Genomic DNA, 14,590 nt, shown 5'->3' with positions numbered 1-14,590 from the left:
GGTGTCGGCACGCGGCAAAGCACGCAGGCGGGCGCTCGACATCCTCTTCGAGGCCGAGTTGCGCGACGAGGATCCGCTGAGGATCCTCGCCGAGCGCGTGGAGCGGCAGGAGCCGCCGGTCAACGAATACACCTCGGCCATCGTCGAGGGCGTGGCCAGGCACCACGCGCGCATCGACGAGCTGATCACCACCTACGCCGAGGGCTGGACGCTCGACCGGATGCCCGCCGTCGACCGTAATCTGCTGCGCGGTGGCACGTACGAGCTGCTGTGGATGCCCGACGTGCCCGCCGGCGTGGTCATCAGCGAATGGGTGCACCTGGCCGGGGAGCTGTCGACCGACGAGTCTCCGCAGTTCATCAACGGCCTGCTGGCCCGGTTCAAGCAACTCAAGTCAAGCCTCACCCTTTAGACAGCCCCGTTCTAGGGGCCGGGGCCGCGCGTTCGGGGTACGTTCCAACCACGCCGGCCCGCACGGGTTCGCGTTGGCGAGGGACGTGTGCTGTCGCGCGGTCAGGTGTGGATCCGCTCCTGACCGCGCACATGCGACCGTACGGAGAAGTGGGCGCGTCACCAGCCGCGACGCGCCCTTTTCTGTGCCCGGCATCGGGCCCGGGTTAGCGTGGTCCTCATGGTGACGGAACAGGACGTGCGCCGGATCGCGCTGGCGCTGCCCGAAACCGCCGAGAAGAGCATGTACGGCACGCCCGCCTTCTACGTGCGCGGGAAGTGGTTCGCCCGGGTCAAGGAGGAGGGCGACCGGCTGGTGCTGCCGGTGGGATCGGTGGAGGAGAAGGCGGAGCTGATCGCGGCCGAGCCGGCCAAGTTCGGCACGACTCCCCACTACGACGGGCACGCCATCGTGCTGGTGCGGTTCGCGGCGGTGGACACGGCGGAGATGAGCGAACTGCTGGCCGACGCCTGGCGCCTGCGCGCCCCCAAACGCCTGTCCACCGACCTCGACGACTAACCCGGCCTCCCGGCCTCCCCGGGTGGAAGTGGGTGATCGGTCCGATCACCTCCGGCCCTTCCGGCCGGAAGGGGGCGATCAGTGCGGCCTGGCCTGGGTGAGAGCAGGTGATCGGTCGGGTGGCGGTACGGCCCGGCCGGCTGAAGCGGGCGAGCGGTCCAGGGCCGCTGGGCGGGAGTGGGCGATCGAGCTGGGCCGGCCGGGCGGGAGCGAATGATCGGCCGGGGCCGGCCGAGTGGGAGTGGGTGGGTGGTCCGGGTCGGGTGGGTGGGAGCGGGCGAGCGCGCGTACGGCGTAGGCTGGGGCGCGTCCGCGAAGAAAGTCGTTCGCGACGTGCGCGTACGTCAACGCGCCCGCTCGCGAGGGAGAGGGAGGCGAGCCGACGTTGCGTGCTGAAGGCGTCACGAGGACCCCGGCGGTGCGGACCGCCGTCGTCTGGGACGCGTTGCGCTCCGTGCTGTCCGAGCGCACGGCGGCCACCGGCCGCGAGTCGCTCGACATCGTCGACGCCGGCGGCGGGACCGGCGGGTTCGCCGTGCCCCTGGCCGCGCTCGGCCACGCCGTCACCGTCGTGGACCCCAGCCCCGACTCGCTGGCCGCGCTGGAGCGCCGCGCCAAGGAGAAGGGCGTGAGCGTGCGCGCCCTGCAGGGCGACGCCGCCGACCTGGGCGAGCTGCTCAGCCGCGACTCCGCCGACCTGGTGCTCTGCCACAGCGTGCTCGAATACGTGGAAGACCCGATCAGCGCGCTGACCGCGGTCGCCGGCGTGCTGCGCCGCGGCGGGGCCGTCAGCGTGCTGGCCGCCAACCCCGTGGCCGCCGCCATCCACCGGGCGCTGGCCGGGCAGTTCGACGACGCCAGGGCCGTACTGGACGACCCGGCCGGAAACTGGGGCGACCGCGACCCCACGCCCCGGCGGTTCGCCGCCGACACGCTCGTCGAGCTGCTGACCGCGACCGGGTTCTCCGTGGGGGCCATTCACGGCGTCCGGGTCTTCGCCGACCTGGTGCCGAGCAGGCTGGTCGACGGTGAGCCCGGCGCCGCCGAGTCGCTGGTGGCGCTCGAACAGGCCGCCGCCACCCATCCCGTGCTGCGCGACATCGCGACGCAGCTCCACGTGCTCGGGCACCGGGCCTGAGACGACGGGAAGGAAAGCGACACCATGCCCCTCGGTGTAGAACGCCTGTTCGGATAGAATCGACAGCGTGTCTCGCAAGCAGATCACCGGCATCGGCCCCGCTCCGCGGACCGGGGTCGATGACAGCGGCTGCCCGATCCTCCACGTCGACATGGACGCCTTCTTCGCCAGCGTCGAGCTGCTGGAGCGTCCCGAGCTGCGCGGTCACCCGGTGATCGTGGGCTCGCCCGCCGGGCGCGGCGTCGTGCTCAGCGCCACCTACGAGGCCAGGGCCTTCGGCGTGCACTCGGCGATGCCGATGAGCCGGGCGCGCAGGCTGTGCCCGCAGGCCACCGTCATCCCGCCGAGCCACGGCAAATACTCCGAGGTCTCCAAGGGCGTCATGGAGATCTTCCACGCGATCACCCCGCTGGTCGAGCCGATCGCGTCCGACGAGGCGTTCCTCGACGTCGGCGGCGCCAGGCGGCGGCTCGGCCCGCCCGCCGCCGTCGCCGCGATGATCAGGGAGCAGGTCCTCGACCGCTACGGCATCACCTGCTCCGTGGGCGTGGCGAGCAGTAAATTCGTGGCCAAGCTCGCCTCCAAGCAGTGCAAGCCCGACGGGCTGCTGGTGGTGCCCGCCGATCAGGTCGTCGACTTCCTCCATCCGCTGCCCGTGTCGGCGCTCTGGGGCGTCGGTGAGCGCACCGAGCAGTCCCTCGTACGCCTGGGCATCCGCACGGTCGGAGATCTGGCCAGAGTGCCGCCCAGCACGCTCCAGCGGGAGCTGGGGCAGGCGGCGGGCACCCACCTCGCCGCGCTGGCCTGGGGGCGTGACGAGCGGCCCGTCAGCTCCCACGTGCCCGACAAGAGCATCGGCAACGAGGAGACGTTCGCGGTCGACGTGGACGACCCGGAAGTGATCAAGCGGGAACTTCTGCGGTTGTCGGAGCGGGTGGCCGCCCGGATGCGTAAGGCCGGTCACGTGGGAAGAACTGTAAGTGTGAAGCTACGCCGCGCCGATTTCACCACGATCACCCGCTCGCGCACCCTGCGCGAGCCGACCGACGTCGCCCAAGTGATTTACGCCACTTCTTGCGAGCTGTACGCCGCCGCCGGCCTCGAGCGGGTGCGGCTGCGCCTGGTGGGCGTCCGGATGGAGAACCTGCGGCCGGCCGGTGAGGCCACCTACCAACTCGGCATCGGTGAGCGGGAGACCGGGTGGCGGGAGGCCGAGCAGGCGATGGATCGCGCGATCAGGAGATTCGGTCCCGATGCGGTGCTCCCGGCGTCGCTGGTACGTGGCAAGCTTGATGAAATAGAGACATGACGTTCGATGTCCGGATTTGGTGGGGGCATCCGTGTCAGGATTTTGGGGAGAGGGGGGCGAGATGGGCCACAATAGAGCCATGACGTCACCTCCGGTTTGGTCTGCGTTGGACGTTTGCTTTCGCCTACGTCTACAGCCTCGTATTCTGGGGATAACCGACCGCGAGGTCCGGACACCCCGTGTCGTCCGTTGCCGTCTTCCCCGTCCTGGGGCCGTCCTTGGGAGGCGCCGTGCCGCTCTCTGAGCACGAGCAGCGCTTGCTCGACCAGATCGAGCAGGCCCTCTACGCCGAGGACCCGAAGTGGGCCAACACCGTAAGGATCAGTGACCCGCGCAGCCATTACAAGCGTCGCCTGATCAAGGCCTCCATCGGCTTTGCTCTCGGCGTCGTCATCATGATGGTCGGCGTGGTGATGAGTCTGATCCCGCTCGGCGTCGGCGGTTTCGTGGTCATGCTCGCCGCGTGTCTGTGGGGCTTGTCGAGCTGGAAACGTATGAACGGGTTCGGTGACTCGCCCCCCGCCTCAGGCACGGCCACCCCTCCGGGCAAGCAGGCCCGCCGGGGCGACCGGGGGAGTTTCATGGAGCGCATGGAAGAGCGCTGGCGCCGTCGTAACGACGAGCGCTGACCCGAAAGCAGCCGGAAAAGCGTGCGGCCGCCCCCGCCAGGGGACGGCCGCACGCTCGGTCGGCCGGTCAGGAGCCCTTCTGGGCCGCCGTCCGCCGCAACCGGATGTTCTCCAGCAGGTCGAACCCGTCGAGCAGGCGCTCGCCGAACCCGCGCAGTCGCCGTAGCGTCGACGGGGGCAGCAGCACCGCCCGTATCCGCCGCCCGCGCGGCACCGTGGCGCCCAGGGCCTGCCGCACCGTGCGCAGGTCCTTTCTCATGGGCTCGATCCGGCCGGCGTTCTTGGCGAACAGCACCCGCTCCACCGCCGAGGCGATGGCGGTGATGGCCGCCGCCGACTCCGCGTCGAACTCGTACTGCTGGATCAGCCGCCGGGCCAGCGCCCGCGGGGTCTCGCTGGTGTGGCGGGCCATGCCGTAGTCGTACAGGACGTCGTCGAGCTCCGCCCACACGGCCGCCACGGCGGGATGACCTCCCGAGGGACCCGACACCATCGCGGCGGTCAGCTCGTCGGCGGGCTCCGACACCTTCCAGCCCAGGCTCCGTACGCGCCGGTTCCTGGAGATCAGCCGCATCCCGGCCGGAACCAGCAGGAGCAGCAGCAGCGCCGCGGCCCCGATGCCGATCTGGACGATCAGCGGCGTGGAGTCGTCCGGCGGCAGGCCGCTGGTCGCGACCGTGCCCTCCCGGTCCACCTCGCGCGGGTTGCGCCGGGCCGACGGGTCCTGCGCCTCGTCGGCGGAGGAGCTGCTCGCCCCCGGCGTCGGCGCGGTGGACGACGTCGCCGTCGCCTCCGGCCTGGGCTGCGTGTACTCGGGCACACGCGCGCTGCCCTGACCGGCCGCACCCGCCGGGGTCGGCTCGAACGGCAGCCAGCCCACGCCCTCGAAGTACAGCTCCGGCCAGGAGTGGGAGTCGTTCGTGCCCACCTGCCACTGCTCGCCGATCTTCGTACCGCCGGTGTAGCCGATCGCCACCCGCGACGGGATGCCGACCAGCCTGGCCAGCACCGCCATCGACGCGGCGAACTGCTCGCAGTAGCCCGTCCTGTCACGCAGCAGGAAGTCGCGCAGCGCCGAGTTGCCGTGCCCCTGCGTGCGCAGGCTGTAGACGAAGCCGCCGTCCTTGGTGAAGAACTGCTGCAGCCGCACCGCCGCCTCGTAGTCCGTCGAGGCGTTCGCCGTCAGCGAGGTGGCCAGCTCGGCGATCTCGGGCGGCAGGTTGTCCGGCAGCCGCAGGAAACGCGGGTCCGTCCCCGGCCGCTCCCCGCTGAGGGAGTCGAGCAGGTCGGGAGTGGCCGCGGGCTCGCTCGTGGCGACCTCGTACTCGAGGCCGGCGGCCTCCTCGCGGGTGGAGAAGACCATCAGCGTGTCCACGTCCGCGCGCCAGTCGCCGTCCACCCGGACCTGCCGGGGCGGGTACGGCAGCGGCAGGAACTTCAGCTGCGCGATCTCCTCGCTGATCTGGATCTTCGTGACCACGTTGGTGGTCTTCGCGTCGGTCCCGAGCCCGGGCGGCGCGGGCAGCGGGCCGTTCTCCGTCCTGTTCTGCGGCGCCCCCTTCGGCTGCGTCATGCCGAACTGCTGGCCGTCGAACGTGTCCAGCGCGTAGATCCGCAGGTACCGGGGCTGGTCGTCGTTGTTGGTGTAGGACAGGACCACCCGCCGCTCCGGCAGTTCGAGCTGGCCCTTCAGGTTGGCGATCGGGTTCGGGATGCTGATCGAGTTGCCAGGACCCGAGCCCCTGCCGCCCACGCCGAACGTGAAGAACGACACCGGCTCCATCGCCGGCAGCGCCGCCGGCACCAGCACGGCCAGCACGATCGCGGCGAACCCGATGCGCTTGCCCGACAGCCGCAGGCCGCTCGTGTCCGCCGCGGCGCGCGGGCCGTCCGGGGGCGGTGACGTGGCGGCGCGGGTACGCCGTACCAGCACCGCCCGGCCCCAGTGGCCCACCCGCTCGCGGCCGTCGGCGATGAGCAGGCTGACGAAGCCGAGCGCGGCCACGATGAACGCGGGCCAGCTGATCGGGTCGCTCAGGATCGTCGCCGGGACCGTGGCCAGCGCCAGCAGCGGCAGCCCGGCCAGCGCCGCCCGCCGTACGCGCGCGGCCAGCAGGTCGACGGCGATCGCGATGAGCGCCACGCCGCCGGCCGTCAGCATCGTGATGCCCTCGGTCTCCGGCACGGGGGCGGCGAAGCGCTGGATGTCGGCCCAGCCGACGCCCACCAGCCGGGCCAGCTCGACCACCGACGCCTTCGTCGGCACCAGCAGCACCCACGCCTTGTCGGCGGCGAAGGCCACGGTCAGGTAGATCCACGTCGCGGCCACCGCCACCAGCGGCGCCGCCCACGCGGGCAGCGACAGGCGGCTGCTCAGCAGGCCCGCGGCCATCACGGCGAGCACGGCGCCGAGCGAGGTCCAGAGCCAGCCGCCGCCCTGGAAGAGGGGATAGAGCAGGATGGCCGCGGTGAACGCGGCCACTCCGGAGGCGATCGTCAGTCTCATGCCGCACCTCCCGCGGGGTTGACCGCGTACCGGCCGCGGCTGGCCGCGTCCTGCCAGACGGAGGCGATCGAGGTGCCGGCGGGCAGTTGGACGATGCGCCAGCCGTAGCCGGTCAGGACGGTCTGCGCGGCCTCGTGGCTCTCCTTCGCGGTCCGGTCGCCGCCGTCCCATGTGCTCACGTCGAGCAGGACCGCCACGCCGGTGATGCCACTGTGCCTCAGCCGGGCCAGTTCCCTCGCCTCCTCTCCGTCGAGCGCGCCGAGCACGGCCACGATCAGCCCGTCGCCACCGCCCTGGCGCAGGGCTGAGACGCCCATCTCCAGGGATCGGGCTGGGCTGTGCCGTACCACGGCGAGGGTGTCGAGCAGCGAGTAGCTCAGGCCGGTGTCCGTCAGGTGCTCGGCGCCCTGGTCGGTCACCAGCCGCAGGCCGAGGCCCTCATGGGCGAGGTGCACGCCGATCGAGGCCGCGGCCGAGACGGCCACCTCGAACGACGAGCGCGGCCCCTCGCCGCGGTGGGCGTGCCTGCGGGTGTCCAGCAGGAGCGCGCCGCGGCTCTGCCACTGCTGCTCCTCGCGGCGCACCATCAGCTCGCCGTGGCGGGCCGTCGAGCGCCAGTGCACCCGGCGCAGGTCGTCGCCCTGCCGGTATTCGCGCGGCGCCACGTCGTCGTCGCCGGCCGCCGCCACACTCCTCGTACGGCTGTCGCCGCCCCCCGTCCACTCACCCGACAGCCGTACGTGCGGCAGCGCCGCCACGTGCGGCGTCACCACCAGCGTGTCGCTGATCGTGAACGCGCGCGTCAGCTCGACCAGCCCGAACGGGTCGGCGATGCGGATGGACAGCGGCCCGATCGTGTACCGGCCGCGCAGATCGGAGCGCACCCGGTAGTCGATCTCCCGCACGCCCCGCGACTCGACCCGGTCCAGCACGAACCTCGGCCGTACGCCCAGCGCGTAGGGAACGGTGTCCTCGATGAGCAGCAGGCCGGTCGGCAGCCGGGTGACGTTCTCCAGGCGCAGGGTCACGGTGGCCTCGCCGCCCACCTCGGCCCGCGGCGGGTCCAGTCGCCTGGCGCAGCTCAGCCGGTAGCGGGTCCGCGCCACCACCATCGCCGCCAGCAGCGGCAGCGCCGTCACCAGGACGCCGATCCTGAACAGGTCGTTCTCGCCCAGGATGACGGCCATCAGCAGCGCGGCGATCCCCGAGGCCAGGAACGACCTGCCTCTGGAGGTCAGCGCCTGCAACCCGGCTCTCATCAGCCGCCCCGCGTGTCCGGCACCGGCACGCGCCTGATCAGATCGGTCACCACCTGCTCGGGCAGGCGGCGCTGCCCCTGGGCCTCGACGCTGGGCAGCAGCCGGTGCGCCAGCACGGGGATGGCCAGGTCCTGCAGGTCGTCGGGGATGACGTAGTCGCGCCCCGACAGCGCCGCGTGCGCCCTGGCCGCCCGTACGAGCTGCAGCGTGGACCTCGGAGAGGCGCCCAGCCGCAGGTCGGGGGAGTGCCGGGTGGCCACGACGAGGTCGATGGCGTACTTCTTGACCGGCTGGGAGACGTACACGCCGCGTACGGCCTCGATCAGGGCGCGCACCTCCGCGGTCGTCGCCACCGGCTCGAGCTTGTCGAGCGGCGAGGTCCCCCCGTGCACGTCGAGCATCTCCAGCTCGGCGGTCGGCTCCGGATAGCCCATCGCGACGCGCGCGGTGAAACGGTCGCGCTGCGCCTCGGGAAGGGGATAGGTGCCCTCCATCTCGATGGGGTTCTGCGTCGCGATCACCATGAACGGGGCGTCGAGCTGGTACGTCCTCCCGTCCACCGTCACCTGGTGCTCCTCCATGCACTCCAGCAGCGCGGACTGCGTCTTGGGGGAGGCACGGTTGATCTCGTCGCCCACCACGATGTTGGCGAACACCGGCCCGGGCTTGAACTCGAACTCCCGGGTCTGCTGGTTGTACGCGCTCACCCCGGTGATGTCGCTGGGCAGCAGGTCGGGGGTGAACTGCACCCGCCGGACGGGACAGTCGATCGAGCGGGCGAGTGCCTTGGCCAGCATCGTCTTGCCGACCCCGGGCACGTCCTCGATCAGGAGGTGGCCCTCGGCGAGCAGGACGGTCAGCGTCAGCCGGACGGCGTCGCTCTTGCCCTCGATCACCGACTCGATGGCCTGCCGAATCCGGTGTGCGGTGGAGACCAGCTCGTCGAGCTGGGGAGGGACGTCATGGGTTACTGCCACCAGGCCTCCATGAGAAGTGCGACGGCCGTCCCGTACGGTGCCATTGCGGGAGCCATGCCATTCCTTTTCCATTGTCTGTACGACCCTACGACGCTGTGGGTTCTCGGGCGACATTTGTGGATATTCCAGGGAACCCTGGTCATGTTCCTGTTCTTGTCACATAGCGGTGCGAATCCGGTGACACCCGGGGCCCGCGATCCGCTCCACTTTCCTCCACGCCGAGCGCCCCGAACCGCCGCAGCCCTTATTTCCACGGCCTTTCCAACCCTCGACACGCCCATGAGGGTTGAGCGGGCGCTCACCGCCCTCCACTCCGCTCCATCGCTCTGACCTGCGGTAACGCAACGGAAACCGATGATGAAGACGGTTCGAATCAGTTGACGGTGGGGAGAAGTGGAGTATGGTGGTGCGCAGTGGAGGGCCCGGTGCACCAGCGCTGAGCGCTCCACGAGGCACGGGAGGTGGGGCCGATGTTCCTCGGCACCCATCAACCGCGTCTGGACGACAAGGGACGGCTGTTCCTGCCGGCTAAGTACCGTGAGGAGCTGGCGGAGGGTCTTGTGATCACCAAAGGCCAGGAGCGATGCCTCTACGTCTTTCCCGTGGAGGAGTTCCAGCGCATTACCGAGGCTCTCAGCACCGCCCCGGTCACCGCCAAGGCGGTGCGTGACTACAGCCGCGTCTTCTTCGCCAGCGCGTCCGACGAGAAACCAGACAAACAAGGGCGCATCACGATCCCGCAGAGCCTTCGCCAATACGCGGGGCTGGAACGTGACTGCGTCGTCATCGGGGCCAACACCCGGCTGGAGATCTGGGACGCACAGGCCTGGGACACCTATCTCAGCGCGCAGGAGCAGGCGTTCGCCGATCTGTCGGAGGAGGTGCTGCCAGGGATCTTGTAGTGACCACGGTCGATCCGTCGGTGATGTCGTTCGGCGAGGTCTCCACCCGCAACCACTGTCTGCAGCTGATGCACCTTCCCCGGTGTCAGATGGCAGGCGTCCACGAAGAGGGTGCGGATGGGGACCTGGCCGGGCGGCGCCGGGTGGGGACCCAGGAATGACCGGCGATCGATCGGAAAACGCGTCATCCGCGAGCAGGACGCGAGAGGGGGGTTGGAGATGGGCGACAACGTCGGCACGGGCGGTCACGTTCCGGTGATGCTCGAGCGCGTTCTGGAGCTGCTCGGTCCCGCGCTGTCGGGGCCCGCACCCGTCGTCGTCGACGCCAACCTCGGCCTCGGTGGCCACTCGGAGGCCCTGCTCGCCACCTACCCGGCGCTGCATCTGATCGGCATCGACCGCGACCCTTTCGCGATCGAGCACTCGACCCGCAGGCTGAGCCCATACTCCGACAGGACCACCCTCGTCCACGCCTCCTCCTCGGAGCTGGACGAGGTGCTGGCCGAGGCCGGTCGTCCCGTGATCAACGGGGCGCTGTTCGACCTGGGCGTCTCCTCGCCGCAGCTCGACGAGGCGGAGCGCGGGTTCGCCTATTCCTACGACGCGCCCCTCGACATGCGGATGGACACCTCGCAGGAGCTGACGGCCGAGCAGGTGGTCAACACCTACTCCGCCGGTGAGCTGACGCGCATCCTGCGCGACTACGGCGAGGAGAGATTCGCCCCGCGTGTCGCCGGCCTGATCACTAAAGAACGGGCTAAAGAGGCAATAACCTCGACTAGGCGGCTAGCGGACATCGTGCGCGAGGCCATCCCCGCCGCCACCAGGCGCACCGGGGGCAACCCCGCCAAGAGGACTTTCCAGGCGCTGCGCATCGAGGTGAACGCGGAGCTGTCCGCCCTGGAGGCGGCGCTTCCCGCGGCACTCGACGCGCTGGCGCTGGGCGGGCGCGTCGCCGTGCTCTCCTACCACTCACTCGAGGACCGGCTCACCAAGCAGGCCCTCACGGCGCGAACCAAGGACACCAGCCCCCCCGGGCTGCCCGTCCCGCTACCGGCTCACCAGCCGAGGTTCCGCCTGCTGACGAGGGGAGCGGAGCTCCCCAGCGAAGAAGAGCTCGCCCGTAACCCGCGGGCGGCCTCGGCCCGGCTACGGGCGGCAGAGAGGATCCGTGTTGACGACTGAGCAGGAGACCGGCCGGGGCACGCCCGTCCGCCGCGCCGTGCCCAAGACGAGCACGCGCCGCTCGGGGCAGTCCAAGCCGCGTCCCCGTCCCGACGAGCGCGCCGAGCCCGGCAGGACGCCGGCCGGCGCGCGCGCCGAAGCCGGTGGCAAGGCCGGCGTGCGCGAGCGTGCCGAAGGCGTGCGTTCCGAGCCCGGCGTGCGTTCCACGGCCGGCATGCGTTCCGAGCCCGGCGCGCGTTCCGCGGCCGGTGTGCGTGAGCGTGGCGAGACGGCGGGCAAGGCGTCGGTCGGTGAGCGGGTACGTCCCGAGGCTCCCGGCAGGCGCGGACCCGTGCGCGGGCGCATGCGCGCGGAGACCGGCTCCGGCCTTCGCGTGCCGCGGCGCAGATCCGGGAGCCGGTCGGCGAACCGGCAGCGGGCGCCGTTCGTGCTGCTCGTCGTCGGGCTGCTCGGTGGCGGGCTGGTGAGCCTGCTGCTCCTCAACACCATGCTCGCCCGCGACGCCATCACCGACGCGGGCCTGCGCAAGGAGATCGAGGTCGCGCGCCAGGAGAACGAGCAGATCGAGCAGGAATACCAGCGCAAGACGCAGCCCAACGTCATCGCCGAGCGGGCCGAGAAGCAGGGCCAGCACCCCGACTGGAAGAACGTCAACGGCTACAGCAGCACCGGTGAGCAGACGAGCCAGGCGGACAGGGAACGGTGAGGGACTCAGGCGGCAGGGGACAGGGTCCCGGCCGCGGCGCTGGCGGCGCCGGCTCTCAAGGAGGGCCCGGCGCCGCTCGTCGTACGCCGGGCGGACCGGGACGGGCAGGGCGCCAAGGTGGTGGCTCTGCCCGTTCTGAGGGGGCGGGCCGCCCGGCGTCGCCGGAGAATCCGCCGCGCCGGCCGCCGTCCGACCCCCTCGACCTGCCGTTCGGGCGCGACGACACCGCCAAGGAACGGCCGCCGCAGGAGCCTGGCGGCCGCTCCCGGCGCGATGGCGACCGCCCGCGCCAGGACGACGGCGACCGCGCCCGGCCCCGCGACGGCCGTTCGCGCGACGGCGAATCTCCCGGCCGGGCCCGCGACGGCTCCGGCGGTTCACGTGACGACTCCGGTCGTTCACGTGACGGCTCCGGTCGTTCGCGTGACGGCTCCGGTCGTTCGCGTGACGGCTCTGGTCGTTCGCGTGATGGCGAAGCCTCCGGCCGATCCCGTGACGGCGGGCCCACCGGCCGCTCGCGCGACGGCGGATCCTCGGCCCGTTCGCGCGACGACGGGCCTGCCGGTCGCTCGCGTGACGACGCCCGCAGGCGTTCCCAGGACGCGGACGACGGCCCCAGAGGGCGCGGCGGCCGCGACGACGGTGATCGCCCGAGAGGACGCGACGCGGGCGATTCCGCGCGCGGCCGTGGGGCCGCGGACCGGCTCAGAGGGCGCGTGCAGGGACGCGACGAACGCGGGCGCGGCGAGCACCCCGACGCCGCCGGTCCCCGCGGCCCCCGGGCCCGCCGCGACGGCCTCCGCCCGGACGCCGGGGAGTCGCGCCGGCAGAGCCGCGACGGAGCACGCCCGGACGGCGAGGACGCGCGGCGCAGGGGCCGTGACGGCACCCGGCCCGACGCCCGGCCCGACGGTGACGACGCGCGGCGCGGGAGTCGCGAGGGAGCGCGCCCCGATGCCGAGGAGGCGCGGCGCAGAGGCCGTGATGGAACGCGCCCGGATGCCGGGGACTCGCGTCGGCAGGGCCGTGACGGCACCCGTCCGGACAGCGAGGACTCGCGGCGCCGGAGTCGGCAGGAGGAAGGGCGGCGGGCGCAGGGGGGCAACTCCAGGCCGCCCGCCGGAGGGTCCAGGCAGGAGCCGGGCCGGGAGCGGGTGGTGCCGCGGCGCGGTGGCGATGTGCCGCCGCCGAGGGGGCCGCGCCGGCCGCCCGCGCCGCCGCGTCCGCCCAGGCCGCCGCTGGTGCTCCGGCTGGGCAGCCCGCGCAGGCGCATCAACATCGGCCTGATCGGCATGACGTTCGTGCTGTCGATCTTCGCCGGCCGGCTGATCCAGATGCAGGGCCTCGACACCAAGGTCTACGAGACCGCCGCCGCGAACCAGCGTACCCAGATCGAGGAGATCCCCGCCCAGCGCGGCTCGATCACCGACGTCAACGGTCACGAGCTGGCCGTCACCGTCGAGGCGCGTGAGGTGGCGATCGACCCCAGCAAGGTGCCCGCCGCCGTACGCCAGAAGATCGCCGCGATCCTGGGCCGCCAGCTCGGCAAGAGCGAGCAGGAGATGGCCGCCAAGCTGGCCAAGGACCGCACCCGCTACCAGCTCCTGGCCAGAGACGTCGATCCCGTCGTCGCGACCCGGCTGCTGCAGGCCGGCGTGCCCGCGCTGTCGACCAAGAAGACCTACCGCAGGCTCTACCCGGCGGGCGACCTGGCGGGCAGCCTCATCGGGTTCGTCGGTGACGAGGGCAACGGCCTGGGCGGCATGGAACAGGCCAAGAACACGCTCCTGGCCGGCCGTGACGGCAAGCAGCGCGTCGAGACGGGCCGCGACGGCCAGCAGATCCCGATGACGAGCAGCCAGCGCACCGAGCCCGTCAACGGCCAGGACGTGCGGCTGACCATCGACCGCGACATCCAGTGGGCCGCGCAGAGGTCGATCGCCGAGCAGGTGCGGAAGTCCGGGGCCGAAAGCGGCACCGTGATCGTCATGGACGTGCAGACCGCGCAGGTCGTGGCCATGGCCAACGCGCCCGAGCTCAACCTCAACGACTGGCGCAGGGCCCCGGCGGCGAGCTACGTGAACAAGGCCGCCGCGGACGTGTTCGAACCGGGCAGCACCAACAAGGTGATCACCGCCGCCGCCGCGCTGGAGGCCAAGGCGGTGACGCCCGACACGGTCTACCAGGTGCCCGACAACATCAGGTGCGCCGACCAGGTGCTGCGCGACGCCCACGCGCACAAGGTGGAGTCGATGACGTTCCGGCAGGCCATGGCGCAGTCCAGCAACGTGGCCACGGTCATGGCGGCCCGCGAGATCGGCAGCCAGCGGCTCCACACGATGCTCAAGGCGTTCGGCTTCGGCTCGGCGCCCGGCGGCGGCGTGCCCGGCGCCGAGGCGGGCCTGCTGCCCGACTACAAGAAGTGGTCGGGCAGCCAGAACTGCACGGTCGCGTACGGGCAGGGCGTGTCGGTGACGGCGCTGCAGATGGCCAGCGTCTACCAGACCATCGCCAACGGCGGCGTGAAGATCGAGCCGCAGATCGTCGCGGGCACCACGGACACTTCGGGCCGTTACGTCCCCGCCGCCGCGGGCAAGCGGACCAAAGTGGTGAGCGAGACCACGGCCAAGGAGATCGCCACGATGCTCGAAAGCGCCGTGGGCGTGGAGGGCACGGGCCAGCTCGCCGCCATTCCCGGCTACCGGGTGGCGGGCAAGACGGGCACGGCCAACCGTTACGATGCCGAGCTCGGCCGCTACGAGGGCTACACTGCCTCCTTCGTCGGGTTCGCGCCGGCCGACCAGCCCCGGCTGGTGGTGCTCTCGGTGCTGCAGAAGCCCAAGAACGGCCACTTCGGCGGGCAGCTGGCGGCCCCCGTTTTCAAGGATGTGATGACGTTCGCCATCAAGAGCAGGAAGATTCCTCCCACAGGCTCCGCCGCGCCGCAGGTGCGGATGCGCGCGGGACAGTGACCAGGGAAGGTACGCTCTCGCCGTGCGTCCCCCGTCG

General features: G+C 71.7%; 13 protein-coding genes. 10 read left to right on the top strand and 3 right to left on the bottom strand.

Annotation, left to right across the window (positions count from 1 at the left end; all coding sequences use genetic code 11):
* Window position 1: 1 nt before the first annotated feature.
* From nusB to C4V41_RS21115, 5 genes are all read left to right on the top strand, one after another.
* Complete coding sequence (nusB, locus tag C4V41_RS21135; RefSeq protein WP_103957613.1) at window positions 2-412, top strand: transcription antitermination factor NusB; 411 nt, start codon at window positions 2-4, stop codon at window positions 410-412.
* A gap of 219 nt (window positions 413-631) precedes the next feature.
* The gene (locus C4V41_RS21130) at window positions 632-970 is read left to right on the top strand and encodes an MmcQ/YjbR family DNA-binding protein (protein WP_103957938.1); all 339 of its coding nucleotides are present in this window, start codon (window positions 632-634) and stop codon (window positions 968-970) included.
* Between the two features lie 418 nt (window positions 971-1,388).
* Complete coding sequence (locus C4V41_RS21125) at window positions 1,389-2,108, top strand: methyltransferase domain-containing protein (protein WP_103957612.1); 720 nt, start codon at window positions 1,389-1,391, stop codon at window positions 2,106-2,108.
* A 67-nt stretch (window positions 2,109-2,175) separates the two neighbouring features.
* Entirely contained in the window at window positions 2,176-3,417 is a 1,242-nt protein-coding gene (gene dinB, locus C4V41_RS21120) for a DNA polymerase IV (RefSeq protein WP_103957611.1), read from the top strand.
* A gap of 230 nt (window positions 3,418-3,647) precedes the next feature.
* A complete protein-coding gene (locus tag C4V41_RS21115) occupies window positions 3,648-4,046 on the top strand; it encodes a DUF3040 domain-containing protein (RefSeq protein WP_103957937.1) in 399 nt (132 codons plus the stop codon).
* 67 nt (window positions 4,047-4,113) lie between these two features.
* Here the strand turns inward: C4V41_RS21115 and C4V41_RS21110 are convergent, their stop codons facing one another.
* From C4V41_RS21110 to C4V41_RS21100, 3 genes are read right to left on the bottom strand one after another with little or no spacing between them, the layout of a single operon-like run.
* A complete protein-coding gene (locus tag C4V41_RS21110; protein ID WP_103957610.1) occupies window positions 4,114-6,552 on the bottom strand; it encodes a transglutaminase family protein in 2,439 nt (812 codons plus the stop codon).
* Window positions 6,549-7,811 carry a DUF58 domain-containing protein gene (locus tag C4V41_RS21105; RefSeq protein WP_103957609.1) on the bottom strand — a complete coding sequence of 421 codons (1,263 nt, stop codon included), beginning with the start codon at window positions 7,809-7,811 and terminating at the stop codon, window positions 6,549-6,551. Before C4V41_RS21105 ends, C4V41_RS21110 begins: the two co-directional genes overlap by 4 nt.
* Complete coding sequence (locus tag C4V41_RS21100) at window positions 7,811-8,860, bottom strand: AAA family ATPase (protein WP_407670020.1); 1,050 nt, start codon at window positions 8,858-8,860, stop codon at window positions 7,811-7,813. Before C4V41_RS21100 ends, C4V41_RS21105 begins: the two co-directional genes overlap by 1 nt.
* Window positions 8,861-9,258: 398 nt before the next feature.
* Here C4V41_RS21100 and mraZ point away from each other — a divergent pair, with 398 nt between their 5' ends.
* The 5 genes from mraZ (at window position 9,259) to C4V41_RS21080 (ending at window position 14,553) form a co-directional block, all read left to right on the top strand.
* Window positions 9,259-9,690, top strand: coding sequence for a division/cell wall cluster transcriptional repressor MraZ (mraZ, locus tag C4V41_RS21095; protein ID WP_090930667.1), 432 nt, complete (start codon window positions 9,259-9,261; stop codon window positions 9,688-9,690).
* The gene (locus C4V41_RS61940; RefSeq protein ID WP_160150348.1) at window positions 9,690-9,851 is read left to right on the top strand and encodes a hypothetical protein; all 162 of its coding nucleotides are present in this window, start codon (window positions 9,690-9,692) and stop codon (window positions 9,849-9,851) included. The genes mraZ and C4V41_RS61940 overlap by 1 nt, the downstream gene beginning before the upstream one ends.
* A gap of 58 nt (window positions 9,852-9,909) precedes the next feature.
* Window positions 9,910-10,875, top strand: coding sequence for a 16S rRNA (cytosine(1402)-N(4))-methyltransferase RsmH (gene rsmH / locus C4V41_RS21090; RefSeq protein WP_103957607.1), 966 nt, complete (start codon window positions 9,910-9,912; stop codon window positions 10,873-10,875).
* The gene (locus tag C4V41_RS21085) at window positions 10,865-11,581 is read left to right on the top strand and encodes a hypothetical protein (protein WP_103957606.1); all 717 of its coding nucleotides are present in this window, start codon (window positions 10,865-10,867) and stop codon (window positions 11,579-11,581) included. Before rsmH ends, C4V41_RS21085 begins: the two co-directional genes overlap by 11 nt.
* A gap of 1,241 nt (window positions 11,582-12,822) precedes the next feature.
* Complete coding sequence (locus C4V41_RS21080; protein ID WP_456093854.1) at window positions 12,823-14,553, top strand: peptidoglycan D,D-transpeptidase FtsI family protein; 1,731 nt, start codon at window positions 12,823-12,825, stop codon at window positions 14,551-14,553.
* Window positions 14,554-14,590: the final 37 nt, after the last annotated feature.

Source organism: Nonomuraea solani (genome assembly GCF_900108335.1).
Taxonomy (GTDB): Bacteria; Actinomycetota; Actinomycetes; order Streptosporangiales; family Streptosporangiaceae; genus Nonomuraea; species Nonomuraea solani.
The sequence above is the reverse complement of the archived record's forward strand: the minus strand, read 5'-3'. Positions and strand labels throughout refer to the sequence as shown.